The sequence below is a fragment of the Bradyrhizobium sp. USDA 4454 genome (genome assembly GCF_054822705.1).
This window is the reverse complement of sequence record NZ_JBTRCN010000001.1, coordinates 6,651,736-6,674,353: the sequence shown is the minus strand read 5'-3', so window position 1 is coordinate 6,674,353 and position 22,618 is coordinate 6,651,736. Positions and strand designations below refer to the sequence as shown.

Below are 22,618 nucleotides of genomic sequence, written 5' to 3'. Positions count from 1 at the left end.
AGCCTCGAAGGATGCCGTGGCCCGAGTGGGGCCGTCGATCCTTCGAGACGCGCGCCGTGCGCGCTCCTCAGGATGACGGGTTCCCCTTTCGCTGTATTCCTTAATTGGCCTTCTGCAACGCCGCGGTCTGCTTGGCGAGCTGCTTGTCGAAATCCTGCTCCAGCCCGGCCACATAGCTGGCGTTCTCGCCCGGCTTGACGAACGGGTTCGGCGCGCCGTCCTTCATCTGCGCGCGCTTGGCCTGCATGTCGTAGACCTCCGGATGCGGGCCGAGCAGCACGTCGACCTTCATCGCCTTGACCTTGGCGAAGGTCGCGCGGTAGTCGTCGACGATGCCGGGATAGGTCGGGCGGCCGATCAGCCGGTTCAGCGCCACCGTTCCGCTGCAGAAGAACAGCACGTTGCGCGTCTCGTTGCCGTCCTTCGCCGTCATCTCCCAGCTGGTGCAGCCGGGCGAATGGCCGGGCGTGGCGTGTGCGGTCAGCGTCACGTCGCCGAGCGTTACCTTGTCGCCTTCCTTGACGGTGCGATCGACCTTGACCGGCGTAAAGGCAAGATCGGCGTTGCTCTCGTCGCCCGGGTAATAGCCGCCCTCGAGCAGCGGCTTGTCACGCTCGCCGGCGATCATTTGCGCGCCGGTCTCCTGCTTGATCTCGGCAAAGCCGCCGGTGTGGTCGAGATGGGCGTGGCTGTTGAGAATGATCTTGATGTCGCCTTCCTTGAAGCCGAGCTTGGCGATGTTGTCCTTGATCATGCCGGTCGACTGCTGCATCGCCGTATCCATCAGGATCAGCCCCTGCGACGTCTTGATGATGTAGACCGCGATCCCGTCGGTGCCGACATAATAGATATTGTCGATCAGCTGGAACGGTTCGAAGGGCGCGGTCCATTTCTTCATGACCGTGGCCATGAAATCCTTCAGCGTCTGTGCTTGCGCACCGGTTGCGATCAGCGCGAGCGCGCACAGCGCGGCTGCGATCATCCTCATGGTTGCCTCCCTGCTTGTTGTTGTTCGTGCACGGGCGGCACTATGCGTGCGGGCAACGCGGATCGCAAGCCATGGACGGCAGGGTCCCAGTCAAGGCGCCCCGCCGCCCGGTGCATGCCTGTTCGGCGTTAGCTCGCGTATTGCGCGATGCCGTTGCCGAACGACCAGTTCTCCTTGGCGACCTCGACCAGGTTGATGAAGATGTCGTCCGGCCGGCCCTGCAACTGGCTCTGATAGTCGTCCACGATCCGCTTGTAGAACGCCTTCTTCATCTCGACCGTACGCCCGGCATTCATAGTGATCTGGATGAAAATGAGATCGTCGCTGTAGCTGTTGCCGAGATAGTTGTCGGCGTGGTTCAGGTCGCCGCGGTCATGCTCGGTGATGACCTGAAACTTGTCATTCTCGGGCACGTTGATCACCTCGCGCATCGCCTTGTAGACGATTTCGCCCAGGGTCTTGCGATAGTCGGCGGACTTGCCGCGCTTCAGGTCGATACGAACGAATGGCATGGTGGTCTCCTGTGTTGTGCGGGGTAGGCCCGCGTGATCGAAGTGCTCCGGCGGTGTGACAGCGATCGGCGGCCCGATGGGTTAGCGGCTCGCCTTGAAGGCCTCCCATCGCGCGTCGCGCTCTTTCTGGTATTTGGGCGCCCGCTCTCCGATCATGTCGTTGCGACGGACCGGCTCGCCGCAGGATTCGCAGACCGGTCCCAGTCCGGCCGGTTTGCCGCAGGTGAGGTGCGTGTAATTCATGGCGCGGCCTTCCTTGGGTGACTTGCACCAGGTCTCGCCCCACGCGCGCAGCGCCATCAGCACCGGAAAGAACGCCTCGCCCTTCTCGGTGAGATGATATTCGTGGCGCAGCGGCCGCTTGTTGTAGACCCGCCGCATTAGCAACCCGTCCGCTTCCAGCTTCTTCAGCCGCGCCGTGATCATTTGCGGCGTGCCTCCGGTTTGCGCCTGGATCTCCTCGAAGCGATGATTTCGCGCGAACAGTTCGCGCAGAACCAGTACGGTCCAGCGGTCGCCCACAACGGTTTCGGCACGGGCGACCGGACAGAGCGTTTGGTCAGTCATGTTGTCCTTGATTTTCGCCATCACGTTTTCTTCATCAGGCTTGTTACTATGATTTTCATAGCAATATGGCCTGCCATCATCGCGAATGCAATGGGGCCGTTCGGTCCGGTCCATCAGCGAAAGGGAGCGAGCCATGACCACGGAAAGCAAAGGTCAAGCGACAGCATCAGTCGATCTGAAGCTCGAGGTCGTCGTCATTCCCGTTTCGGACGTCGACCGCGCCAAGCGCTTCTACCAGGATCTCGGCTGGCGGCTTGATGCCGACTTCGTCAGGCCCGACGGCTCGCGCGCGGTCCAGCTGACGCCTCAGGGCTCGCCGACCTCGATCCATCTCGGCTCGGGACCCGCGCTGCCGCGCTTCCTGATCGTCAATGATATCGAAGCGGCGCGCGCCGAGCTGATCGCGCGCGGCGTGGATGTCAGCGAGGTGTTTCATCGCGGGCCGGAAGGCCGCATCAAGGGACCGGATCCGGAGCGGCCGAGTTACGGCTCGCTTGCGACGTTCAGCGATCCCGACGGCAATGTCTGGCTTTTACAGCAGGTGACGCAACGCCTGCCCGGGCGCGTCGACGGCAACAGCACGAACTTCTCCTCATCGGCGGACCTCGCTGCCGCGCTGATCCGCGCAGCCAAAGCCCACGGCGAGCACGAGAAGCGGACCGGTGGGCACGATGCCAACTGGCCCGATTGGTACGCTGACTACATTGTCCGCGAGCAGGCCGGCAAGCCGCTGCCGGAGTGAACCGAGCGCCATTGCAGTAAATCCAACCGGCCGGCTTATGGCCAGGGAGTGATCGATGTCCGAGTCCGTCTATCCACGCGAGCGAACCGCGCTGCTTCTGGTTGACCCCTACAATGATTTTCTGTCCGAGGGCGGCAAGGTGTTTCCGCGCATCAAGCCGATCGCGGACGAGGTCGGGCTGCTGGACAATCTGCGCCAGCTCGATCGTGCGGTCAGGGCCGCGGATATCCAGGTGGTGATCGTGCCGCACCGGCGCTGGGAGCCGGGTGATTATGAGGACTGGGATCATCCCAATCCCAGCCAGCGCGTGATCATGCAGCGTCACAGTTTCGCGCGCGGCGAATGGGGCGGGGAATGGCATCCGGATTTCGCACCGAAGCCCGGCGATCTGATCGCCCAGGAACATTGGGGGCAGAGCGGCTTCGCCAACACCAATCTCGATTTCCTGCTGAAGCAGAAGGGCATCACGCACGTGATCGTGGTCGGGCTCTTGGCCAACACCTGCATCGAATCGACCGCGCGCTTTGCGATGGAGCTCGGCTATCACGTGACGCTGGTGCGCGACGCCACCGCCGCCTTCTCGCACGACATGATGCATGCCGCGCACGAACTCAACGGCCCGACTTTTGCCCATTCCATTCAGACAACCGCGGAGGTGATCGCGGCCTTGCCGGCGGCCTCCGCATCCAAAGACGGTCAAATGACCACGACATCGAAGACAGCGGTTGCGATCGCGATGAGCCAACCGACCACGGAAGCGATCGACCACGACCGACGCAAGCTGCTCACGGGTGCGGCGTTGCGCCTTGCCGCGGTTGGAGCTGCCAGCCTGCTCCTGTACTGGCTGACCAATATCGCGATTTCCTCGGGGCGCCTGTACTGGGAAAACAAGACCAACCTTTATCTGCCCGCCAAATGTTGATATCCCCGCCGCCGTCACCGCGTTCCCCGGCGAGAGCTTTGTGGCGCCGCGGAGCTGGGCGGAGAAGGCTTATCACAAGTTGATCTACTACCATCAGGCCGAGGCCGGCGGTCACTTCGCGGCGTGGGAGCAGCCCGACATCTTCAGCAGGGAGGTCCGGGACGCGTTCCGGCCGCTCCGCAAGCTGACCTGAGAACCCAAGCCAAAAAGGAGCATCCGTCATGCCCAAACTTGCACTCATCGCCACTGTCGAGGTCGCGCCGGAGAAACGGGACCAGGTGCAGTCGCTGCTGTCGGCGCATGGGGCCCGCTCGCTCAGGGATGAGCCGGGCACGTTGCATTTCGAAATCCTGGTGCCGCGCGAGGATGCCGCAAAGCTCCTGATCTACGAGGTTTATCACGACGACGCCGCATTCGAGGCGCATCGCAATGCGCGATCGATCACGCAGTTCCGCGAGGAGAGCGCGGGGCTCGGCGTCAAGATCGGCGCGACGCGGTGCACGCCCGCTGCATAAGCGTCGCCACGCGCGGCGTCATGCCTGTTTGAGGCTGGCGCCCCGTTCGGACAAGACCTTCTCGGCTTTTGGCGTCAGCTCGTAGAGGTCGCCGTCCTTTGCGACGTATCCTTCCTTGATGAGCCGTTCGATTTCGCCCTGTACGTCGTCGGCAAAGGCAATCGATTGCGCGATGTCGCAGAGAACCGCGACCTGTTCGTCTCTAAGCATGGCGTCCTCCGTGGGCGGGGGAACGCGCAGGCCGGCTTTCGGTTCCAGCGGGTCGAACGATATGCCCGGTCTGTGACGCTCAGCCGCAACGCGCGGGTCACGTGAGCCCGGGAGTCACCGAGGACTGGTGTCGAACACCGGCGCGTAGCCACCGCCGTCTCGACGGATATGGGCGCAGCGGGCGCCGCGGAAGTGGGCGGGAACGACGAGCCGGCCGCTGTCCGCGGCCTCTGCCAGGATATTCGTACGTGTCTCACGCGCGAGTTGCTGGTCGACACAAGTTGATGTCGAAAGGCCGGGCTGAAAAACCTGCAGCGGGTTGTGTATGGCATCCCCGCAAAAGACCGCGCGATGCTGTGCGTAGTCCACCATCAGTCCCATTTGGCCACTGGTGTGGCCCGGCAAGGGGACGAGCCGCAGGCCCGGCCCCAATTCATGGCCATCGTCGACCAGATCGACGCGTCCTGCCTCGACGATCGGAATGACGCTCTGCTCCAGCGCGCGGTCGTGGATCGGTGCTGCGCGGCCCGTGTCGTGCAGCATCATCCAATCGGCAAGCTCGCGGCGGCCGAACAGATAGCGCGCGTTGGCAAAGGTCGGCTTCCAGCGGCCTTTGTCGTGGCGCGTATTCCAGCCGACATGGTCGACATGCAGATGGGTGCAGAATACGACGTCGATGGCGGCCGGATCGACGCCGCACGCATGTAACCGATCGAGGTAGTTGCTGTTACGCCGATGATGCCAGGCCGGAATCTCGGGGATATCCTTGTGCTCGCCGATGCAAGCGTCGACCAGCAGCGTTCGTCCGCCCGCTCGCACGACGAAGCTCTGGATCGCGAATTTGGCGAGACCCCGGGCGAGATCGATGAATTCCGGCTCCAGAGTATCGCGATGCGTGTCGATCAAGTCGCGATCGTATCCGGGAAAATACTCCGAGAGCCGAAGCGTAAAATCGTCGTCGTCGACGATGACGTCGACCGTTGCGTCACCGATCGCAAATCGCATGACCGCTCCTCCCCGGAGAACCGTGCATCTTGCCGCGCGGTCACTATGCAGGTTGGCGCCATTGATCGCAAGTTGTGAGTGTATGAGTATCCGGTCAGACGATGTCGCGCAGCAGGGCGATCAGGCGGCCGCACTCGTCGTCGGTGCCGACGGTGATGCGCAGGAAATCCTCGATCCGCGGCTTCTGGAAATGCCGGACCAGCACGCCGCGCTCGCGCAGCTTGGCGGCGAGATCGGCGCCGCGATCGCCGCCATGGCGGGCGAACACGAAATTCGCATGCGATGGCAGCACCTCGAAGCCGAGCCCAGTGAGCCCGCGGGTCAGCGCGTCGCGGCTTCGGATAATGCGTTGCCGGGTCTCGTCAAACCACGCCTCGTCCTCGATCGAGGCAACCGCGCCCGCGATCGCAAAGCAATCCAGCGGATAGGAGTTGAAGCTGTCCTTGACCCGCTCCAGCGCGTCGATCAGCGGGCGCCGGCCGATGGCGAAGCCGACGCGCAGGCCCGCCAGCGCGCGCGACTTCGACAGTGTCTGGATCACCAGCAGATTGTCGTGGTGCGCGACCAGCGGCACCGCGCTCTCGGCGCCGAAGTCGACATAGGCCTCGTCGACCACCACCAGCCGGTCCGGCTGCTCGGCCACCAGCGCCTCGATCGCGGCGCGAGGCAGCGCGATGCCGGTCGGCGCGTTCGGATTGCACAGCAGGATGGCGCTGCCCGGCCGCCGGTAGTCGGCGAGGTTGATCCGCATCGCGGCATCGAGCGGCACCACCTCGTAGTTGATGCTATAGAGGCGGCAATAGACCGGGTAGAAGCTGTAGGTGATGTCGGGGAACAGCAGCGGCTTGTCGTGCTTCAGCAGCGCCGGAAAGGCGTGGGCCAGTACCTCGTCCGAGCCGTTGCCGACGAACACCTCGTCCGCCGTCACACCGTACAGGCGCGCGATCGCCTCGCGCAGCGCGGTTGCGCGCGGATCCGGATAGAGCCGCAGCCGATCCGTGGTCGCGGTGATCGCCGCGATTGCGCGCGGCGACGGCGGGTAGGGGTTCTCGTTTGTGTTGAGCTTGACGAGGCCGTCGATCTTCGGCTGCTCGCCGGGAACGTAGGGCGACAGATTATGGACGACCGAACTCCAGAAGCGACTCATGATCCCGTAATCCGTGGCTGAATGCGATCACAGTAGAGGATGCGGGACGCTGGCGAAAGCGCGCCGTTCATCTTGTGTCGCAATCAGACTGCGCTCCGCACGGGCCTTACCAGGTCGCCGTGCCCTTCATGGTCGGCTGGCCCTCGGCATTCGCCGTCCACAGCTCCATGCCGCCGTCCTTGTCGTTGGCATTGATCGAGAACTCGCTGCCCTCGAACAGCGGCTGCAGGCCGCGATAGGTGAGCTTCTTCGGCGGCTTGCCGCCGCGGAGCTTCGCGGCGAGCTCGACGATGAAGGAGGCCTGCAGCGGGCCGTGGAAGATCAGGCCCGGATAGCCCTCGACCTTGGTGACATAGTCGCGATCGTAGTGAATGCGGTGGCCGTTGAAGGTCAGGGCCGAATAACGGAACAGCAGCACCGGGTCGGACACATGGCTCTCGCGGTACTGGGCGACCGGGGGAGGCGGCGGCGCCTTGGCGGGCGCAGCCGTCGATGTGCTCGTCATCTCGCGATAGACGATGTCCTGCCGCTCGCGCACCGCAAGCCCGCGCGGCGTCGTCACCTCGTGGTTGACCGAGACGAAGCACAGCGTGCCGGTCGAGCCGGACTTCACCGTGACGTCGGCAATCCTGGAAGTCCGCTTCGCCTCGTCGCCGATCCGCAAGTTGTCGAAGAATTCGAGCTCGCCGCCGGCCCACATCCGGCGCGGCAACGGCACCGGCGGCAGGAAGCCGCCGCGGGTCGGGTGGCCGTCGGGGCCGAGTTGCGACATCGGAAACACCGGCTGCGCCAGGCACCAATGCGTGGTCCACGGCGCGGCATCGCCGGCCTTCGGCTCGCCGATCTCCTGGAACAGCGTCGCGCGCAGCCCCATCACGAGATATTTGGTGACGACGTCGGAGGCCTCCGTGGTCTTGCCGATCCACTGGCGGAGATGATCGAGGTCGAGTTTGTCGGTCATGTCTGTGTTGCCCGGGCAGGAGAGATGTCAGGATCGTTTGGTGCGCTCGCCGATCGCGGGCACCTTGCCGTAGCGCCTGTCCTCGCCGACCACGATCGCGGCCGGCGCCGGATAGCTGACCTTGCCGTTCGGCGTGTCGACCTCGATGCGGCGCAGATGCGGATGCTTGGCAAGGTCGTCCATGCTGTTGACCTCGGCAAAGGCGATGTCGGCTTCCGCAAGCTTCGCCAGTAGCTCCTCGCGCGTCAGTCTGCCAAAACTGTCGCTGACGATTCCGTCGGTCTGCGCGCGGTTGCGCACGCGCTCGACCATGTTGGCGAAGCGCGGATCGTCGGGCAGGCCCGGCTGTCCCAGCACCTTGGCGCACAGCGTCTTCCACTCGCGCTCGCTCTGGATCGAGATCAGGATCTCCTTGCCATCCTTGGAGCGGAACACGCCATAGGGTGCGATCGAGGGGTGGGCGAGGCCGATGCGTTTCGGCGGCTTGCCGTCCTCGGCATTGAGCAGCGGTACGGTGAGCCAGTCGGCCATCACGTCGAACATCGAAATCCGGATATCGGCGCCCTGGCCGGTGCGGCCACGTCCGATCAGCGCTTCGAGGATCGCGGCATGCGCGGTGGCGCCGGTCGCGACATCGACGATCGACATGCCGACGCGCGAGGCGCCCTCGGGGCCGCCGGTGATCGAGGCAAGGCCGCTCTCGGCCTGGATCAGGAGATCATAGGCCTTGCGGTCGGCGTACGGGCCGGTGTCGCCATAGCCCGTGATCGTGCACATGATCAGGTCAGGATAATCCTTGCGCAGCCGCTCGCGCGAGAAGCCGAGCTTGTCCATCGAGCCCGGCTTCAGATTTTGCAGCAGCACGTCGGCGCCCGCGATCAGCTGTTCCAGCTGCGCGCGGCCTTCCCTGGTGGCGAGGTCGACGACGGCGGAATCCTTGCCGCGGTTGAGCCAGACGAAATAGCTGCTCTGGCCTCTCGCCGCGGCGTCGTAGCCGCGGGCGAAATCGCCCTCGGGCCGCTCGATCTTGATGACATGGGCGCCGGCATCGGCCAGGCGTGACGAGCAGAACGGCGCGGCGACCGCCTGTTCGACGGCGATCACGGTCAATCCCTCAAGCGGCAGCATGATCAGACAACTCAGTAGGAGCGGGGCATGCCGAGCACGTGCTCGGCGACGAACGACAGGATCAGATTGGTCGAGATCGGCGCCACCTGGTAGAGCCGGGTCTCGCGGAATTTGCGCTCGACGTCATACTCCTCGGCGAAGCCGAAGCCGCCATGGGTCTGCACGCAGGCATTGGCCGCTTCCCAGGAGGCGTCGGCCGCCAGCATCTTGGCCATGTTGGCCTCGGCGCCGCAATCGAGGCCTGCTTCATATTTGCGGGTCGCTTCCTTCACCATCAATTCCGCCGCGCGCATCGAGGCGTAGGCTTTCGCGATCGGGAACTGGATGCCTTGATTCTGGCCGATCGGCCGGCCGAACACGCTGCGCTCCTTGGCGTAGTTGGTGGCCTTGGCGATGAACCACTTGGCATCGCCGATGCATTCGGCGGCGATCAGGATGCGCTCGGCATTCATGCCGGAGAGGATGTAGCGGAAACCCTTGCCTTCCTCGCCGATCAGATTCTCCGCCGGCACCTTCATGTCGGTGAAGAACACCTCGGTGGTGGCGTGGTTCATCATGGTGCGGATCGGGCGAATTTCGAGGCCCTTGCCCTTCACCTCGCGCATGTCGACGATGAACACCGACAGCCCGTCGGTGCGCTTTCGCGATTGCTCCTTCGGCGTGGTGCGCGCCAAGAGGATCATCAGGTCGGAATATTCAGCGCGGCTGGTCCAGATCTTCTGGCCGTTGACGATGTAATGATCGCCGTCGCGGCGCGCGAAGGTCTTCAGCGAGGAGGTGTCGGTGCCACTGGTCGGCTCGGTGACGCCGAACGCCTGCAGCCGCAATTCGCCGGTTGCGACCTTCGGCAGATATTTCGCCTTCTGCGCGTCATTGCCATGCCGCAGCACGGTGCCCATCGTGTACATCTGGGCGTGGCAGCCGCCACCATTGCAGCCGGCGCGCTGGATCTCTTCCAGGATCGCCGCCGCGGCGGACAGCTTCAGGCCCGCGCCGCCATATTCCTCGGGAATCAGCACCGAGAGATAGCCGGCCTGCGTCAGCGCATCGACGAACTCCTTCGGATAGGCCATCTGGCGGTCGAGCTTGCGCCAGTACTCGCCGGGAAACTGGGCGCAGAGTTTTGCCACCGCGTCGCGGATGTCGGAGTGGTCGTCGGTGTGCTGTTCGTGTGCGGTCATTGTTTCGTCTTGCCGAGAGGTTGCGCCTGAGCATTTTCGCGCGAAACGGAAGCCGGTTCGCGTGAGGAAAACGCCCGCTGTTGTGGGGCCCCGGTTAACTCCCTATGCTGTTTTGTTATAGCGTATGAACCTGCCTTCCAGGATTGGCAAGTATGGATTTCCGCCAGCTTAGGACCTTTGCGTGCGTCGCGGAACTCGGGAGTCTGAGCAAGGCATCCGATACCTTGCGGGTCGCGCAGCCGGCGCTGAGCCGGCAGATCAAGCTCTTGGAGCACGAGCTGCGCACCGAATTGTTCACGCGCAACGGCCGCGGCATGGTGCTGACCGATGCCGGCCGGCTGCTGCTGGCGCGCACCAGCGGTATCGTGCGGCAGATCGACCAGATCCGCGATGATATCCAGTCCGCCGGCGGCGCGCCGTCCGGGCGCGTCGTGCTTGGCTTGGTGCCGACCGTGAGCTGCGTGCTGTCGGCGCGGCTGGCGCGGCGCACGGTGGAACGCTATCCCGGCATCTCGCTCTGCATCGTCGAGAGCTACAGCGGCCATCTGATCGAGTGGCTGCATCGCGGCGAGATGGACCTTGCGGTGATCTACGGACCGTCGGTCGATCTGCATCTGGCGGTGCAGAGCCTCGGCCGCGACTCGATCGTCGCGGTCGGCCCGCGCGGCAGCGGGCTGAGGCAGAAGAAGCAGGTGGATTTCGGCTGGCTGATGCGCCAGCGCCTGGTGCTGCCAAGTCATTCGCACGGCCTCCGCGCGCTGCTCGAACATGCCGCGGCGAGAAAGAAGATCGATCTCGACGTCAAGCTCGAGGCCGATTCGTTTCGGGTGCTGACCAGCCTGGTCGAGGAGGGGCTCGGATACACCATGCTGCCGCCGTCCTCGGTGCGCAGTGAGGTCGCGGAGGGCCGGCTCGAGACCGCCGCCATCGCGCGCCCGGCGCCGCGGCGCGAGCTGACCTTGGCTTCCCCGGTCGAGCATCCCGGCTCCAATGCGATGACGCTGATCGCAAAGCTGTTGCGCGACGAGGTCGCCGCGCTGCGCGCCGAGGGGCTCTGGGATATCCAGCTCGCCTGAGCGCGGTCTCGCATCAGCTCACCTTGAAGCCGAGATGGCCGCGGAACCGGTTCTTCAGATAGCTGCCGTCGCGCGGCGGCAGCGCTCGCTCGACTTCGCCGGCCGCGATCCGGATCCGTGCCAGCCGCGGGCCGCCGTTGAGATCGCGCAGGCCGTTGCGGAAGCTCTCGATGCCGGCCATTTCGGCGATCTCTGAGACATTGCGGATGCCCGCGCCATCAGCAATCACCTCGAGTTTCGCGCCGAGGCCGGAATGGCTGAGCTGCATGCCGGTCTCGCCGAAATGGCCGTTGTCGAGCACTGCGATCGAGAGGTTGCCGGGCTGCTTGGTTGCGATGGTCAAGAGGCTGCCGATCCCCATCAGCTGCTCGCCGTCGCCGGTGACGACCAGCACCGGCCGCTTCGGCTGCGCCAGCGCCAGCCCGAGCCCGACCATCGCGGCGCCGCCCATCGCGCCCCAGAGATAGAAATTGCCTGGGTGCTCGCCGGCATCGAACACGTCGTAGGAGGAGGAGCCGAGCCCGGAGATCACGAGCAAATCGCCGCGGTCGGCGAGCAATGCCTTCACGGCGGCGCGGCGGTCGAGGGTGCCTGTTGCTGCCGACATCAGTGCGTCTCCATGGTCCACTTCTTGCGGCCGATCATCCGCTGCGCGATCAGCACCGCGACCTGCTGGTCGCCGTCATAGGCGAGCGAGGCGGCGGCCGAGATTACCTCCTCGGCGTCATCGGGGTTCTCGAGCCGCAGCACCGACGTCCCCATGATCTCGAAGGCCTGCGGCGTCGCCCGGCCCATCGGGATCTGCCAGGGATTGAACTCGGCCCATTCGCCGCGCATCGTCACCAAGGTCAGCAGCGGAAAGCGGCAGCTCGCCATCAGCGACAGCATGTTGACGCAATTGCCGACGCCGCTCGATTGCATCAGCAGCACCGCGCGATCGCCGCCGAGCCAGGCGCCGGCGGATAGCGCCACGCCTTCCTCCTCGGTCGTCAGCACCGTGGTCTTGATGTCGGCATCGGCGTGCGACAGCTTGATCAGCCTGGAATGGCCGGCATCGGGCACGTAGGACACCTGCGCTACGCCAAAGCTCTTCAGCGTGCGGTAGATCGCAACCGGCCAGTCGGTGCTGGCGGCGCTGTCCTGGTGAACGGCAATCTGGTCCATGATGGCCTCGGCTCGGGGCGCGCAGTGGCGCGTCCTCACGCCGAAGGCTTAGCGCGCGAGCAGCCTTAACTCCCTTCGCATCTGGCTCGCGCAGCTATACCGGATTTGTATACCCGCGTCGCCGCGGCCGGCGACCTTCGAACTCAGGCATTCGGCTGCAGAAACGGGCCGTAGTGCTTCCTCGTGATGACCGCGGCGGCGGCCTCTCCGATGACGCGCATCGTGGCCATCATCGGCCAAGGCCCAAAGGTGATCCTGCGAACACCGACCCGGGTGAGCTCCGGGATTTCGGGAACGCCCCGCGTCACCATGATGTTGACCGGCAGCGGCGTGAGCTGAACGAATTTCTCGATCAGCGCGAGGTCGGTCAGTCCGGGTACGAAAATGCCGTCGGCGCCGGCATCGGCATAGACCTTCGCACGCCGCGCCGCCTCACTCAGGCATTGATCCGGCGAGCCGAACTTCAGCAGAAACGGGTCGGTGCGCGCATTGATGAAGAGACGGATTCCGAGCTGCTGCGCGGCGCTCCGCACCGCCTTGATCTTTGCGGCATGCTGCTCCGGGCTGACGAGTTGCCGTTTTCCGCCAACAAGCCCGTCCTCGATGTTGATGCCGATGGCGCCGGACTTCAGGATTCTGGCCGCTGAATGCGCGGCCGCCTCTGCCGTGTCGCCATATCCTGCCTCCAGATCGATCGATACTGGAACCGAGACAGCCGAGGTCATGCGTGAGACCAGGCCTTCGATCATCTCGAGCGGCGCATTTTCCCCGTCCGCATAGCCCAGTGCGGCTGCGACCGCGCCGCTGCTGGTCGCCACCGCCGGCGCGCTCTTTGCGATGGCCTTCGCGGTGGCGACGTCCCAGGCGTTGAACAGGACGAGCGGATCACCCTGTTTGTGAAGGGCATGAAATGCTTCGGCGTAGTGCCGCTGTGTCGTGGCGTCCATTGCGCGCACTCCTTTTGAAGGAAACGGAAAGATATCGGCTGACGTGGCCGCTGCTCGCGGTGCGCCAGTTCAATCGGCGTGGGTCTTGAACCAGTCCATGATCAGACTGGTGACCTCGGCCTCGCGCTCGAGGTGCGGGAAGTGCCCGACGTTGGGCAGGACAACGCGCCGATGCGGCCCCTTGAAGAGTGGCTCTTCCTTGATCGAATAGCGCGCTGTCGGGTCGTTGCCGCCATAGATCGTCAGCGTCGGCGTATGCATGTCGGTGATCGGCAGCCGGCCCGCAACTCCGGCATCGACCAGGCCGTTGTAGTATTTCAGCGCCGCCTTCATGGTACCGGGGGAGCTGAGCGTCTGCTTGACCGAGCGGATATGCGCGTCGTTCTCCAGGCTTGGCGACCACAACTTCCAAAGGTAGTCGATGAAGGGAAGTCCCTCGATGTTGACCGCCGCGTGCGCGCCGGGCACCGTGAAGAAATAGACATGGAAGACCGATCGAACCGCATCGGGATCGCTCCTGAGGCTCGGGATTGTGATCGGGTGCGCGGTGTTCATCACCACCGCGGCCTTGATCGCCGACGGCGCCGTGGCTAGCGCCTGGAAGGTCGACGTGCCGCCCCAATCCATGCCGACGACGCAGGCCCGTCCGTCGTCGCTCAGCGCCGCGATCAGCGCCTCGAGATCCCGGCCCAGCGCGATCGGGTCGAAGATGCCGTCGGCTGGAATCTCCGTCGGCGCGTAGCCGCGCAGAAACGGCGCAACCGCACGATAGCCGGCATCCGCGAACACCTGCAGCTGCTTGCGATACGACCAGGCATTGTCGGGGAAGCCGTGCATGAACATCACAAGCGGTCCGCTGCCCTGTTCGAGATAGGCAAATCGCACGCCGTTGGCTTGCACGTATCTCAGCACGGGTTCGCGGCCAGCGGCGTCCGGTGTTGCCTGCGCGGTGCTTCGGATCGTCATCGCTGCTCTCCATTTTCGTCGTCATTGCTCTCCCAAGTTAATATGTGCGCAGCGCACATATATGGTCAAGTTGTTTTTTGTGCGCAGCGCACATATTATTCTCGGCATGGAAAACGGAATCGCCAATCTGCTGGGCGCGCTGTCGCTCGCCGTCATGGATCGCATCGAGCAGGGTGCACGCGAGGTGGTCGGCCGCGGCGGCGAGACGCCTGCAGCGCTCATCGTGATCGGCTACGGCCAGGGCATGACCAACGACAAGCTGAGGCGGATCCTCGGCCTGTCGCATTCCGGAACGGTCCGGTTGGTCGACCGGCTGGTGTCGGACCGGCTGGTCGAACGCCGGGCGGGCAAGGACGGCCGTGAGGTCGCCTTGCATCTGACGGCGTCGGGCACCGCGTCCCGCAACGAATTGTTGGCGTCGCGAATATCAGCCGTGACGTCGTTGCTGGACGTGCTGTCGTCCGCCGAGCGAAAGCAGCTCGCAACGCTGATCCGCGAGCTGCTGGCAAGGCAGAACACGTCCGAGATGGATCGCTTCACGATCTGCCGGATGTGCGACGACCGAGTCTGCACCAATTGCCCGTTGCCGACCAACAAAGGTCAGCACGCGCGCTAGCGCCCTGCTGTCAAGGTGCGCTCTTTCGTGCCGTGAACACGTACATGTCCCAGAACGTCGCGGGATGGTCGATCTCGAAGCGGTGCCATTGATCGAGATTGGTCTCGTCGGCTGCGCCCGCGAACTGCTTGCGGAATTGGTCGAGCACTGACGGGTCGTCAAACGGCTCAAAGCCCTGGAACGTCAGGCTGTGGTCGTTGAGGAAGGCCGCGATCTCGGGGATCGTCAGGCGATGCTCCATGACGTTGAACATGAGATCGCGGCAGCCGCTCATGCTGTAGAAATCCCGGGCGCCGATCAGCGGCTTCCATTGCTCCGCCTCGCGGAAGATGTCCTGCCGGCACCGTCGGATGTCGTCGGCGGCGGCGCGATAATTGCGCCCGGTGATGCGGGCGCGAGCCTCGACGATGACGCGGCGCGCCAGCTCGCTGTACAGGCCGATGCGCATCGTGCCGCCCGGACGCAGCAGCGAGACCAGCACGCGCCAGCCGGCAAAGGGTTCGGCAAGGTGGTGCAGCACGCCGACCGATTCGATGCTGTCGAAGCTGCGATCGATCGAACCCAGTTCGAGGATATCCGCCTGGGCGTACTCGATGTTGCGCAAGCCGAGCTCGCGGGTCTTGCGCCGCGCATAGGCGAGGCTGGTCATGCTGATGTCGACCGCGAGCAGGCGCGCGTTCGGATAGACCTGCGCGATCTGGATCGCGTGCGAGCCGGTGCCGCAACCGGCGATCAGGATATCCCGCTCGGCCTGCTGCTCCGCCGTCGGCACGGATCGTCCCCGCGCCCGATCGGCCGCGAACGCCGTCAGCGGGTTGACGGTCCAGCGCGGATAGGGATTTTCCTCGTATTGCCGCATCACCTCAACGGAAACGTCGTTATGGATCGAGGTGAGCGTCGCAATGGCGCTGCGCTCGGCCATCTCTTCGCGCGGCTCGCGAAGCTGCACTCGCAACAGGCCGGAGATCGCCGCAGGCCAGTCCCGGCGCAGCAGCGCGTCCGCCGTGGGCAGGGTGTGAAGCGGGAAGTAGGCCGCAACCACCGCCAGCGTCAGTGGCGCGATCGCAGCGCCTGATGCAAGGTCTCGCAGCAACCGATCGCGCAATGCGGCCGCGCGTTCAGCTTCCGCCTCGGTCTGCCCGTAGACATATTCGTTGATGAAGCATTGCCGGGCGAGGGCGCAGGCAAAGGCAACGATGTCGTCCTCGACGTCGTCTTCGTTGTTCGCGAGCCGCAGCAGCTCGGCCCGCGCATGCCCCAGCAGCATCTCGAGCTGCATGCTGGCCAGCGTCGTCGCTTCCATCGCCGAACGCAGGAACAGATCGCTTGCAAGCGCGGCGATACCTTCGCTGCCGAACAATTCGGCGTTCGCGATCGGCAGCGGCCACTTGCCCGCAATCCGTTCGATATAGCGGCTGACGGTTGGGCTTTGCAGGATGAAGGCGACCGCCTTCGCATCCATGCCCAGCGCCAGCGCCTTGCCGAAATGCGCCGCCGCCTTGGTCCGGTTGCCCAGCGCCAGGTAGGAGTTGCCGGCATTGTAGTGGCAGGCGGCGTTCACCTCGTCTGACGCAATCGCCTTCGTGAACAGCTTCGCGGCGGCGCGGTGATCGCCGGCTGCCTGCGCCATCAGGCCGAGCAGGTTCAGGCTCTGCACATGGGCAGGCTCGCGCGCGAGGATTTGCCGACAGATCTCTTGCGCTTCGCCGAAGCGGCGCGTCGCGTAGAAGCGGCTGGCCTCGGCGGCAAGGCTGGCAATGCTGACGCCCGCGGAACCGAAAGCGGGTGCGTTCCTGGCGGAGGGGTCCCGCTGCTTACCGGCCGCGCGCCGTTCTTTTCGGTTCATGTTCCGTCAACTGGCCCCAACTGCAAGATGCGGCGCAAAGACATAGAGCCGATCGCATGTGTGGCCAAGGACAATCTCAGCTCAGCCTGGGATCCGCACCGGCAGGGTCTCGATGCCGCGGACGAAGCTGGAATAGACCCGCTTCGGTTCGCCGACCACCTCGATGCGGTCGAAGCGCTTCAGCATCTCTTGCCAGACGATCTTGAGCTGCAGCTCGGCGAGCCGCATGCCGACGCAGCGGTGGATGCCGAAGCCGAACGACAAATGTGTGCGCGGCCGGGCGCGGTCGATGATGAACTCGTTTGGACGCTCGATCACCTCGTCATCGCGGTTGCCCGAAACGTACCACATCACGACGCGGTCGCCCTTCCTGATCGTCTTGCCGCCGAGCTCGGTGTCGACAAGGGCGGTGCGCCGCATATGTGCCAGCGGCGTCTGCCAGCGGATCACCTCCGGCACCATGGTGTCGATCAGCGCTGGGTTTTCCTTCAGTTTCCTGAACTGCTCGGGATGCTCGTGCAGCGCCAGCACCGAGCCGCTCATGGTGTTGCGCGTGGTGTCGTTGCCGCCGACGATGAGCAGGATGATGTTGCCCATCAGATTGTCGGGGTCCATGTGCCGGGTGGCGTCGCTATGCGCCATCATCGACAGCAAATCGTTGCGCGGGGCCGAGTTGACGCGCTCGTTCCAGAGCCTGGAGAAATAGGCGTAGCACTCGTCCATCTCCCGCCGCCGCTGTTCCGGCGAGTCGACCACACCGCTCTTCGGCAGCGCGGTCGAGACGTCGGACCAGCGCGTCAGCTTGCGCCGCTCCTCCCAGGGGAAATCGAACAGCGTCGCCAGCATCTGGGTGGTCAGTTCGACCGAGACGCGCTCGACGAAGTTGAAGGTCTCGTTGCGCGGCAGATTGTCGAGCACGCTGGCCGAGCGCTGGCGGATCAATTTGGCCAGCTCGTCCAGATGATCGGGCGTGAACATCGGCGACACGGTCTTGCGCTGATGGGCGTGCTTCGGCTGGTCCATCGCGATGAAGCTCGGATAGTCGTAGCCGGGCGGCACGTCGCGGATCGAGATGCCGCCGAGCGTGGAATCGGAAGAGAAGATGCCGTGGCTGGTGTCGACATGCATGATGTCGTTGTACTTCACGACAGACCAGTAGGGCTCGATCGGGGCATTGGTGCAGTAGTGCACCGGCTCTTCCTTGCGCAGCCGTTCGAACCATGGCCACAGCGTGTCGTTCTGGAACAGCCGCGGCGCGCCGGGATGAAAGTCCTTCAGCGGGGTCGCATACGCTTCCTCGCGCGCCTGGCGCTCCAGTTCGGCCCGGTCGGCACGGATGGCAGTCTGGACGTTCATGGTCTCTCTCTACACGATTTTCCAAAGCCGCTCGGGAGGTAGTTGGGCTCTCTCCCCCCTTGCGGGGGAGAGTCCTCCCCCGCACACAAGTCGGGCCTGCCCGACTTGTGTAGATTGATGGTCCGCACCGGGGTAAACCCCGGTTGCGGAGGGGAGGGAACCCATCCGATCGTGCCACCCTAACTCAAGCCGAGCGGCGCAAATGTTTCAACACGACAGCCGACGCACCCTCACGCGGCGATGCGCACGGGCAGCGTCTCGTAGCCCTTGATGAAGCTGGAATACACCCGCTGCGGCTCCTCGACCACCTCGATGGTGTCGAAGCGCTTGAGGATCTCTTCCCAGATGATCTTGAGCTGCAACTCGGCGAGCCGCAGGCCGACGCAGCGGTGAATGCCGAAGCCGAACGAGATGTGGGTGCGCGGTCGGGCGCGGTCGATCAGGAACTCGTAGGGCTTCTCGATCGCCTCCTCGTCGCGGTTACCCGAGACGTACCACATCACGACCTTGTCGCCCTTCTTGATTTGGCGGCCGCGGAATTCGACGTCGGAGAGCGCGGTGCGCCGCATATGGGCGAGCGGCGTCTGCCAGCGAATCACCTCGGGCACGAAGCTGTCGATCAAGGCCGGGTTGTCGCGCAGCTTGCGGTACTGCTCCGGATGCTTGGCGAGCGCATAGATGCTGCCGGACAGCGTGTTGCGCGTGGTGTCGTTGCCGCCGACGATCAGCAGGATCAAATTGCCGAGGAAGTTCTTCGGATCCATGTTCCGCGTGGCGTCGCTGTGCGCCATCATCGAGAGCAGATCGCTCTTCGGCGGCTGGCTCGATCGCTCCTTCCAGAGTCGCGCGAAATAGCTCGCGCATTCCATCAGCTCGGCCTGCCGTTCGTCCTCGCTGGCGACGAGGCCGCCGGCGCCGGGCAGGGTAGTGGCGACATCGGACCAGCGCGTCAGCTTGCGGCGGTCCTCCCAGGGGAAGTCGAACAGCACCGCGAGCATCTGCGTCGTCAGCTCGATCGAGACCTTGTCGACCCAGTCGAACACCTCGCCGCGCGGCAAATTGTCGAGGCACTCGGTCGAGCGCTTGCGGATGTTGATGGCAAGCTCGTCGAGATGCGTCGGCGTGAACATCGGCGCCACCGTCTTGCGCTGCGCCGAATGGCGCGGCTGGTCCATCGCGATGAAGCTTTCGCGCCGCAGATCCGGCGGCACGTCGCGGATGGTGATGCCGCCGAGCGAAGCAGCCGAGGAGAACACCGAATGGTTGGTCTCGATGTCCATGATGTCGTTGTAGCGGGTGATCGACCAGTACGGACCGAACATCGAGTCCTTGCAATAGTGCACCGGATCCTCGCGGCGCAGCCGGTCGAAATACGGCCAGAACGTATCGGTCTTGAACAGTTCGGGATTGCCGGGATCGTAGTCCGCGAGCGGCAGCGTGTTGGCGCGTTCGCGCGCGGCGTCCAGATTCCTGTCGTCGACGAGATCGATGGTCCCGTGCATGGGCGGCTCCTCAACCGTTGCCGCGGCCGGGGCATCGCCGGCGCGGCATGTTTTACTGAATTACATTCCCATTCCGCCGTTCGCGCAAGGCCTGTCGACGCGCATTTGGCCGCATTGATGTCAGGCCAAGGCGGCCGAATCCGGACCTTATCCGGGGGCGGAACGTCAGTGCCGAGTGACCACGCCTGTTTGAAACGGTGTTTGATTCGGTTTCGATGGTATCGTGCGACGATGCCGCAGCCGCTTATTGACTGTCGTTTTTTTCGCTGCCGGCTTTCTCGCACGGGTAGGTGTCCTGCATGCCCCACAGCAGCAGGAGAGCGATCGCCATGTCGCCTTTCGCGGATCGCTTGTCGGCGGACTTGAGCATGATCTCTTCGACTTGCTCGCTGCTCAGTGCGAGGTCGCCGGGCATGCAGAACAGCATTTGGCCGCCATGCCGCTTCAGCCAGGCATTGGAGGCCATCAGGCCGCCCCTGACGCCGTCCAGGTACATATGATTGAAGATACGAAAGTTCTCGTTCTTCGGATTGCGATAGGACTCCAGCCGCACATCGACGGCGGCAGCGGGAGCTGCCGTCAGCGCAAAGAAGAACGTCGAGAAGCATGCCGACATGATCCACTTGTTCATCGCGACTTTCCTCGGTTGCGGCGACGTCTTGCTTGCAGCGCCTCATCCATAAGTCATCTGGTTCCCTCCTTGGGTTCGACGCTCACGCACGACGGGCGGGCAGGTGGCCCCCTTGCCCGACGGGGGATACCGGCGTCGGGGATCGCCCTGTTTCCGGCAATGCCGTTAAGGCATGGCCAACCGCATCCGGCCAAAAATCGCCCGGCGATCTCGACCTTGTGTGAAACCTGGATCACACTCGGAGCGACAAACCTGTGCTTTTGATGCGCAGAGATTGTCCCGTCCTGGAGCTGTCCCGTGAACGATATGAGTTGGACCCCGCTGGGGCCGCCCCCGCAACCGCCGCCGATGCCGGTGGCGTTTTCAGGGCACCGGAAGGAGTTCTTCCGCCTGGTGGCGCGTGGCGCCGGGCTCGAGATGATCACCGTCGGCTTCTATCGGTTCTGGCTCACCACCGACATCCGCCGTCACCTCTGGTCGAACACCCTGATCGACGGCGACGCGCCGGAATATACCGGCCGCGGCAAGGAGCTCTTGATCGGCTTCCTGGTCGCGCTGGCGATCCTGGTGCCGATCTATCTCGGCTACTTCCTGATCGGCATCGAGGCCGAACATCTCAAGGCGTTCGCCTCGCTGCCGCTGGTCGCCTTCTTCTACCTGTTCGGCCAGTTCGCGATCTACCGCGCGCGGCGTTACCGGCTGACCCGCACGGTGTGGCGCGGCGTCCGCTTCTGGATGAGCGGCTCGGGCTGGGTTTATGCGCTCAAGGCCTCGCTGTGGGGCCTGCTGGTCGTGATCACGATCGGCCTAGCGCTGCCCTGGCGCGAGGCGGCGCTCGAGCGCTACAAGATGCGGCATTCCTATTACGGCGACCTGCAGGGCTCCTTCGAGGGCCGCGGCTGGGAGTTCTTCAAACGCGGCTGGTGGCTGTGGTTGTTGATGCCGTTCGCGCTGTCGTCCTACGTCTTCGCGCCGTTCGCCTATGCCGCGTTCAAGGCGGTCGAGTGGCGCTGGTGGCTGTCCGGCATCCGCTTCGGCGAGGTGCGGGTCGAATCGACGCTGAGCCGCGGCGCGCTGGTCGGCCTCTACTGGAAGGTGATTGGCTGGATCCTGCTGCTTGTCGTGGTGTTTGCAGTCTACGCGGTGCTCTGCGTCTTCCTGGCCGCCAGCATCAACGGCTCTTCGATCGATGAGTTCTTCAAGACCGAGGCGTTCGCCAAGAGCATTCCCCTGATTGTCCTGCTCGCTATCGGCTATCTCGCCTTTGCGCTGGCGATGAATGTGGTGATGCGGGTCTATCTGATGCGCGATCTCTGGCTCCGGGTGCTGTCGTCGACCATCGTGCACGACATCGCTGCGGCGGCCAACGTCACCGCGCGCGGCGATCTCGCCAACGCGCTCGGCGAGGGCTTTGCCGACGGCCTCGATGTGGGCGGATTCTAGCATCATGGAATCCGATGCCGGCGCGACGAACTCTGCGGCGCTGCCTGATCCGGGCGGCGTCTTCTTCGACGGCCTGTCGAACCGGCGGCGCATCGTCGCGCTCAAACTGACCGATGCGCTGGAGATCAGGCAAGACGGTGACCTGCTGGCGCGCTGGGCGTTCCGCGACATCCGCCGCGCGGATAGCCCGTCCGGATTGTTGCGGCTGAGCTGCCAGAGCGCGCCGGCCTTGGCGCGGCTAGAGATCCGTGATCCTCAGCTGATCGCCGAGCTTGTCGCGCGCTGCGATACGCTCGAGGCCGATCTGCCGAACCGCAAGGGCGTCGCCGCGATCGTCGGCTGGTCGGTCGCGGCCGCGGTGTCGATCGTGCTGGTAGTGCTGTTCGGCGTGCCGCTCGCCGCCGAGCGGCTGACGCCGCTGGTGCCGGATTCCTTCGAACGCCGGCTCGGCGATGTCGCGGAGGCGCAGGTCAAGGTGGTGTTCGACGGCGAGCCGTGCAGCAACGCGGCGGGACAGGCGGCCTTCGCGAAGCTGGTCGGCAAATTGCGGGACAGCGCCGGCCTCGACAATTCGGTGCATTCGGGCGTGCTGGCGACGTCGGTGCCGAACGCCTTCGCGCTGCCGGGCGGCAAAGTCTATCTGTTCGACGGGCTGCTGGAGAAGGCGGAAAACCCCGACGAGATCGCAGGCGTGCTGGCGCATGAGCTCGGCCATCTCCGGCATCGCGACAGCATGCGCGAGCTGATCCACAATGGCGGCACGTCGTTCCTGATCGGGCTGTTGTTCGGCGACGTCACCGGCTCCGGCGCGCTGATCTTCGCCTCGCGCTCGCTGGTGACGTCGTCCTATTCGCGCGACGCCGAGACCAATGCCGACAGCTTTGCGATCGAGACCATGCACAGGCTCGGCCGTCCGGCGAAGCCGATGGGCGAACTGATGTTCCGCGTCACCGGCAAGGAAGGCGGCAAGGGCCTCTCGCTGGTCTCCAGCCACCCGCTGACCGAGGACCGCCTCGCGCGCATGGACAAGGCCGATGCCGGCAGCCGGCCGAGCGGCCCGCCGCTGCTGTCACCGGCCGAATGGCAGGCGCTGAAGGGCATCTGCGGATCCGGCAAGGGCAAGGTGTGAGGCAAGCTATCTCAGACCCGTAGCCCGGATGAAGCGCAGCGCAATCCGGGGCCGGTCCATCCGC

At 64.6% G+C, this 22,618-nt stretch carries 24 protein-coding genes and 1 pseudogene; 8 read left to right on the top strand and 17 right to left on the bottom strand.

Annotated elements, in window-relative coordinates; all coding sequences use genetic code 11:
* Positions 1–100 precede the first annotated feature (100 nt).
* The 3 genes from blaBJP to ACVIW0_RS31060 all read right to left on the bottom strand — a co-directional run bounded on the left by blaBJP (position 101) and on the right by ACVIW0_RS31060 (position 2,088).
* Positions 101–988, bottom strand: a complete 888-nt coding sequence (blaBJP, locus tag ACVIW0_RS31070) for a BJP family subclass B3 metallo-beta-lactamase (RefSeq protein ID WP_461355822.1) — start codon at positions 986–988, stop codon at positions 101–103.
* A 128-nt stretch (positions 989–1,116) separates the two neighbouring features.
* Complete coding sequence (locus ACVIW0_RS31065) at positions 1,117–1,500, bottom strand: tautomerase family protein (RefSeq protein WP_461355821.1); 384 nt, start codon at positions 1,498–1,500, stop codon at positions 1,117–1,119.
* Positions 1,501–1,581: 81 nt separating this feature from the next.
* On the bottom strand, positions 1,582–2,088 hold the full coding sequence (locus ACVIW0_RS31060) for a winged helix-turn-helix transcriptional regulator (RefSeq protein ID WP_461357477.1): 507 nt from the start codon (positions 2,086–2,088) through the stop codon (positions 1,582–1,584).
* A 112-nt stretch (positions 2,089–2,200) separates the two neighbouring features.
* Between ACVIW0_RS31060 and ACVIW0_RS31055 the strand changes: the two genes are divergently transcribed.
* The 4 genes and pseudogenes from ACVIW0_RS31055 to ACVIW0_RS31040 all read left to right on the top strand — a co-directional run bounded on the left by ACVIW0_RS31055 (position 2,201) and on the right by ACVIW0_RS31040 (position 4,246).
* A complete protein-coding gene (locus tag ACVIW0_RS31055; RefSeq protein ID WP_461355820.1) occupies positions 2,201–2,809 on the top strand; it encodes a VOC family protein in 609 nt (202 codons plus the stop codon).
* 55 nt (positions 2,810–2,864) lie between these two features.
* Positions 2,865–3,488 (top strand): annotated as a pseudogene (locus tag ACVIW0_RS31050) (cysteine hydrolase family protein); the annotation flags it as partial.
* 283 nt (positions 3,489–3,771) lie between these two features.
* Entirely contained in the window at positions 3,772–3,924 is a 153-nt protein-coding gene (locus ACVIW0_RS31045; protein WP_461355819.1) for a hypothetical protein, read from the top strand.
* A 28-nt stretch (positions 3,925–3,952) separates the two neighbouring features.
* The gene (locus ACVIW0_RS31040; RefSeq protein ID WP_461355818.1) at positions 3,953–4,246 is read left to right on the top strand and encodes a putative quinol monooxygenase; all 294 of its coding nucleotides are present in this window, start codon (positions 3,953–3,955) and stop codon (positions 4,244–4,246) included.
* An 18-nt stretch (positions 4,247–4,264) separates the two neighbouring features.
* On the opposite strand, the gene ACVIW0_RS31035 is transcribed toward ACVIW0_RS31040, so the two are convergent.
* The 6 genes from ACVIW0_RS31035 to ACVIW0_RS31010 all read right to left on the bottom strand — a co-directional run bounded on the left by ACVIW0_RS31035 (position 4,265) and on the right by ACVIW0_RS31010 (position 9,878).
* Positions 4,265–4,456 (bottom strand): hypothetical protein, encoded by a 192-nt coding sequence (locus tag ACVIW0_RS31035; RefSeq protein ID WP_461355817.1) that lies wholly within the window; start codon positions 4,454–4,456, stop codon positions 4,265–4,267.
* Between the two features lie 114 nt (positions 4,457–4,570).
* Positions 4,571–5,461, bottom strand: coding sequence for an MBL fold metallo-hydrolase (locus tag ACVIW0_RS31030; RefSeq protein WP_461355816.1), 891 nt, complete (start codon positions 5,459–5,461; stop codon positions 4,571–4,573).
* Between the two features lie 94 nt (positions 5,462–5,555).
* Positions 5,556–6,608 carry a histidinol-phosphate transaminase gene (gene hisC / locus ACVIW0_RS31025; protein WP_461355815.1) on the bottom strand — a complete coding sequence of 351 codons (1,053 nt, stop codon included), beginning with the start codon at positions 6,606–6,608 and terminating at the stop codon, positions 5,556–5,558.
* A 106-nt stretch (positions 6,609–6,714) separates the two neighbouring features.
* The gene (locus ACVIW0_RS31020; protein ID WP_461355814.1) at positions 6,715–7,569 is read right to left on the bottom strand and encodes an HTD2 family dehydratase; all 855 of its coding nucleotides are present in this window, start codon (positions 7,567–7,569) and stop codon (positions 6,715–6,717) included.
* 27 nt (positions 7,570–7,596) lie between these two features.
* Positions 7,597–8,697, bottom strand: a complete 1,101-nt coding sequence (locus tag ACVIW0_RS31015; RefSeq protein WP_461355813.1) for a CaiB/BaiF CoA transferase family protein — start codon at positions 8,695–8,697, stop codon at positions 7,597–7,599.
* A gap of 11 nt (positions 8,698–8,708) precedes the next feature.
* Entirely contained in the window at positions 8,709–9,878 is a 1,170-nt protein-coding gene (locus ACVIW0_RS31010; protein WP_461355812.1) for an acyl-CoA dehydrogenase family protein, read from the bottom strand.
* A gap of 152 nt (positions 9,879–10,030) precedes the next feature.
* On the opposite strand from ACVIW0_RS31010, the gene ACVIW0_RS31005 reads away from it, so the two are divergent.
* Positions 10,031–10,954, top strand: a complete 924-nt coding sequence (locus ACVIW0_RS31005) for a LysR family transcriptional regulator (RefSeq protein ID WP_461355811.1) — start codon at positions 10,031–10,033, stop codon at positions 10,952–10,954.
* 13 nt (positions 10,955–10,967) lie between these two features.
* On the opposite strand, the gene ACVIW0_RS31000 is transcribed toward ACVIW0_RS31005, so the two are convergent.
* The 4 genes from ACVIW0_RS31000 to ACVIW0_RS30985 form a co-directional block, all read right to left on the bottom strand.
* On the bottom strand, positions 10,968–11,561 hold the full coding sequence (locus ACVIW0_RS31000; RefSeq protein WP_461355810.1) for a thiamine pyrophosphate-dependent enzyme: 594 nt from the start codon (positions 11,559–11,561) through the stop codon (positions 10,968–10,970).
* A complete protein-coding gene (locus ACVIW0_RS30995) occupies positions 11,561–12,118 on the bottom strand; it encodes a phosphonopyruvate decarboxylase (RefSeq protein ID WP_461355809.1) in 558 nt (185 codons plus the stop codon). The genes ACVIW0_RS31000 and ACVIW0_RS30995 overlap by 1 nt, the downstream gene beginning before the upstream one ends.
* A 143-nt stretch (positions 12,119–12,261) precedes the next feature.
* Positions 12,262–13,065 carry an isocitrate lyase/PEP mutase family protein gene (locus ACVIW0_RS30990; RefSeq protein ID WP_461355808.1) on the bottom strand — a complete coding sequence of 268 codons (804 nt, stop codon included), beginning with the start codon at positions 13,063–13,065 and terminating at the stop codon, positions 12,262–12,264.
* 69 nt (positions 13,066–13,134) lie between these two features.
* On the bottom strand, positions 13,135–14,031 hold the full coding sequence (locus ACVIW0_RS30985) for an alpha/beta fold hydrolase (protein WP_461355807.1): 897 nt from the start codon (positions 14,029–14,031) through the stop codon (positions 13,135–13,137).
* Here ACVIW0_RS30985 and ACVIW0_RS30980 point away from each other — a divergent pair.
* On the top strand, positions 14,015–14,647 hold the full coding sequence (locus ACVIW0_RS30980; protein WP_461355806.1) for a MarR family winged helix-turn-helix transcriptional regulator: 633 nt from the start codon (positions 14,015–14,017) through the stop codon (positions 14,645–14,647). The genes ACVIW0_RS30985 and ACVIW0_RS30980 overlap by 17 nt on opposite strands.
* A gap of 10 nt (positions 14,648–14,657) precedes the next feature.
* On the opposite strand, the gene ACVIW0_RS30975 is transcribed toward ACVIW0_RS30980, so the two are convergent.
* The 4 genes from ACVIW0_RS30975 to ACVIW0_RS30960 all read right to left on the bottom strand — a co-directional run bounded on the left by ACVIW0_RS30975 (position 14,658) and on the right by ACVIW0_RS30960 (position 19,982).
* Positions 14,658–16,493: a class I SAM-dependent methyltransferase gene (locus ACVIW0_RS30975; RefSeq protein WP_461355805.1), complete on the bottom strand. Its 1,836-nt coding sequence runs from the start codon at positions 16,491–16,493 to the stop codon at positions 14,658–14,660.
* Positions 16,494–16,574: 81 nt separating this feature from the next.
* Positions 16,575–17,849, bottom strand: coding sequence for a cytochrome P450 (locus ACVIW0_RS30970; protein ID WP_461355804.1), 1,275 nt, complete (start codon positions 17,847–17,849; stop codon positions 16,575–16,577).
* A 230-nt stretch (positions 17,850–18,079) separates the two neighbouring features.
* Positions 18,080–19,351: a cytochrome P450 gene (locus tag ACVIW0_RS30965; protein ID WP_461355803.1), complete on the bottom strand. Its 1,272-nt coding sequence runs from the start codon at positions 19,349–19,351 to the stop codon at positions 18,080–18,082.
* Between the two features lie 244 nt (positions 19,352–19,595).
* Positions 19,596–19,982 (bottom strand): hypothetical protein, encoded by a 387-nt coding sequence (locus tag ACVIW0_RS30960; protein ID WP_461355802.1) that lies wholly within the window; start codon positions 19,980–19,982, stop codon positions 19,596–19,598.
* A 297-nt stretch (positions 19,983–20,279) separates the two neighbouring features.
* Here ACVIW0_RS30960 and ACVIW0_RS30955 point away from each other — a divergent pair, with 297 nt between their 5' ends.
* Positions 20,280–21,425: a DUF898 family protein gene (locus ACVIW0_RS30955; RefSeq protein WP_461355801.1), complete on the top strand. Its 1,146-nt coding sequence runs from the start codon at positions 20,280–20,282 to the stop codon at positions 21,423–21,425.
* A gap of 4 nt (positions 21,426–21,429) precedes the next feature.
* The gene (locus ACVIW0_RS30950; protein WP_461355800.1) at positions 21,430–22,554 is read left to right on the top strand and encodes a M48 family metallopeptidase; all 1,125 of its coding nucleotides are present in this window, start codon (positions 21,430–21,432) and stop codon (positions 22,552–22,554) included.
* Positions 22,555–22,618 lie beyond the last annotated feature (64 nt).

Coding starts and splice junctions, on each gene's coding strand:
- ACVIW0_RS30975 (WP_461355805.1), bottom strand. CDS start 16,493: ATGAACCGAAAAGAACGGCGCGCGGCCGGTAAGCAGCGGGACCCCTCC.
- hisC (WP_461355815.1), bottom strand. CDS start 6,608: ATGAGTCGCTTCTGGAGTTCGGTCGTCCATAATCTGTCGCCCTACGTT.
- ACVIW0_RS31040 (WP_461355818.1), top strand. CDS start 3,953: ATGCCCAAACTTGCACTCATCGCCACTGTCGAGGTCGCGCCGGAGAAA.
- ACVIW0_RS30985 (WP_461355807.1), bottom strand. CDS start 14,031: ATGACGATCCGAAGCACCGCGCAGGCAACACCGGACGCCGCTGGCCGC.
- ACVIW0_RS31055 (WP_461355820.1), top strand. CDS start 2,201: ATGACCACGGAAAGCAAAGGTCAAGCGACAGCATCAGTCGATCTGAAG.
- ACVIW0_RS31060 (WP_461357477.1), bottom strand. CDS start 2,088: ATGGCGAAAATCAAGGACAACATGACTGACCAAACGCTCTGTCCGGTC.
- ACVIW0_RS30995 (WP_461355809.1), bottom strand. CDS start 12,118: ATGGACCAGATTGCCGTTCACCAGGACAGCGCCGCCAGCACCGACTGG.
- ACVIW0_RS31000 (WP_461355810.1), bottom strand. CDS start 11,561: ATGTCGGCAGCAACAGGCACCCTCGACCGCCGCGCCGCCGTGAAGGCA.
- ACVIW0_RS30970 (WP_461355804.1), bottom strand. CDS start 17,849: ATGAACGTCCAGACTGCCATCCGTGCCGACCGGGCCGAACTGGAGCGC.
- ACVIW0_RS31005 (WP_461355811.1), top strand. CDS start 10,031: ATGGATTTCCGCCAGCTTAGGACCTTTGCGTGCGTCGCGGAACTCGGG.
- ACVIW0_RS31020 (WP_461355814.1), bottom strand. CDS start 7,569: ATGACCGACAAACTCGACCTCGATCATCTCCGCCAGTGGATCGGCAAG.
- ACVIW0_RS31035 (WP_461355817.1), bottom strand. CDS start 4,456: ATGCTTAGAGACGAACAGGTCGCGGTTCTCTGCGACATCGCGCAATCG.
- ACVIW0_RS31030 (WP_461355816.1), bottom strand. CDS start 5,461: ATGCGATTTGCGATCGGTGACGCAACGGTCGACGTCATCGTCGACGAC.
- ACVIW0_RS31065 (WP_461355821.1), bottom strand. CDS start 1,500: ATGCCATTCGTTCGTATCGACCTGAAGCGCGGCAAGTCCGCCGACTAT.
- ACVIW0_RS30990 (WP_461355808.1), bottom strand. CDS start 13,065: ATGGACGCCACGACACAGCGGCACTACGCCGAAGCATTTCATGCCCTT.
- ACVIW0_RS30960 (WP_461355802.1), bottom strand. CDS start 19,982: ATGAACAAGTGGATCATGTCGGCATGCTTCTCGACGTTCTTCTTTGCG.
- ACVIW0_RS30965 (WP_461355803.1), bottom strand. CDS start 19,351: ATGCACGGGACCATCGATCTCGTCGACGACAGGAATCTGGACGCCGCG.
- ACVIW0_RS31015 (WP_461355813.1), bottom strand. CDS start 8,697: ATGCTGCCGCTTGAGGGATTGACCGTGATCGCCGTCGAACAGGCGGTC.
- ACVIW0_RS30950 (WP_461355800.1), top strand. CDS start 21,430: ATGGAATCCGATGCCGGCGCGACGAACTCTGCGGCGCTGCCTGATCCG.
- ACVIW0_RS31010 (WP_461355812.1), bottom strand. CDS start 9,878: ATGACCGCACACGAACAGCACACCGACGACCACTCCGACATCCGCGAC.
- blaBJP (WP_461355822.1), bottom strand. CDS start 988: ATGAGGATGATCGCAGCCGCGCTGTGCGCGCTCGCGCTGATCGCAACC.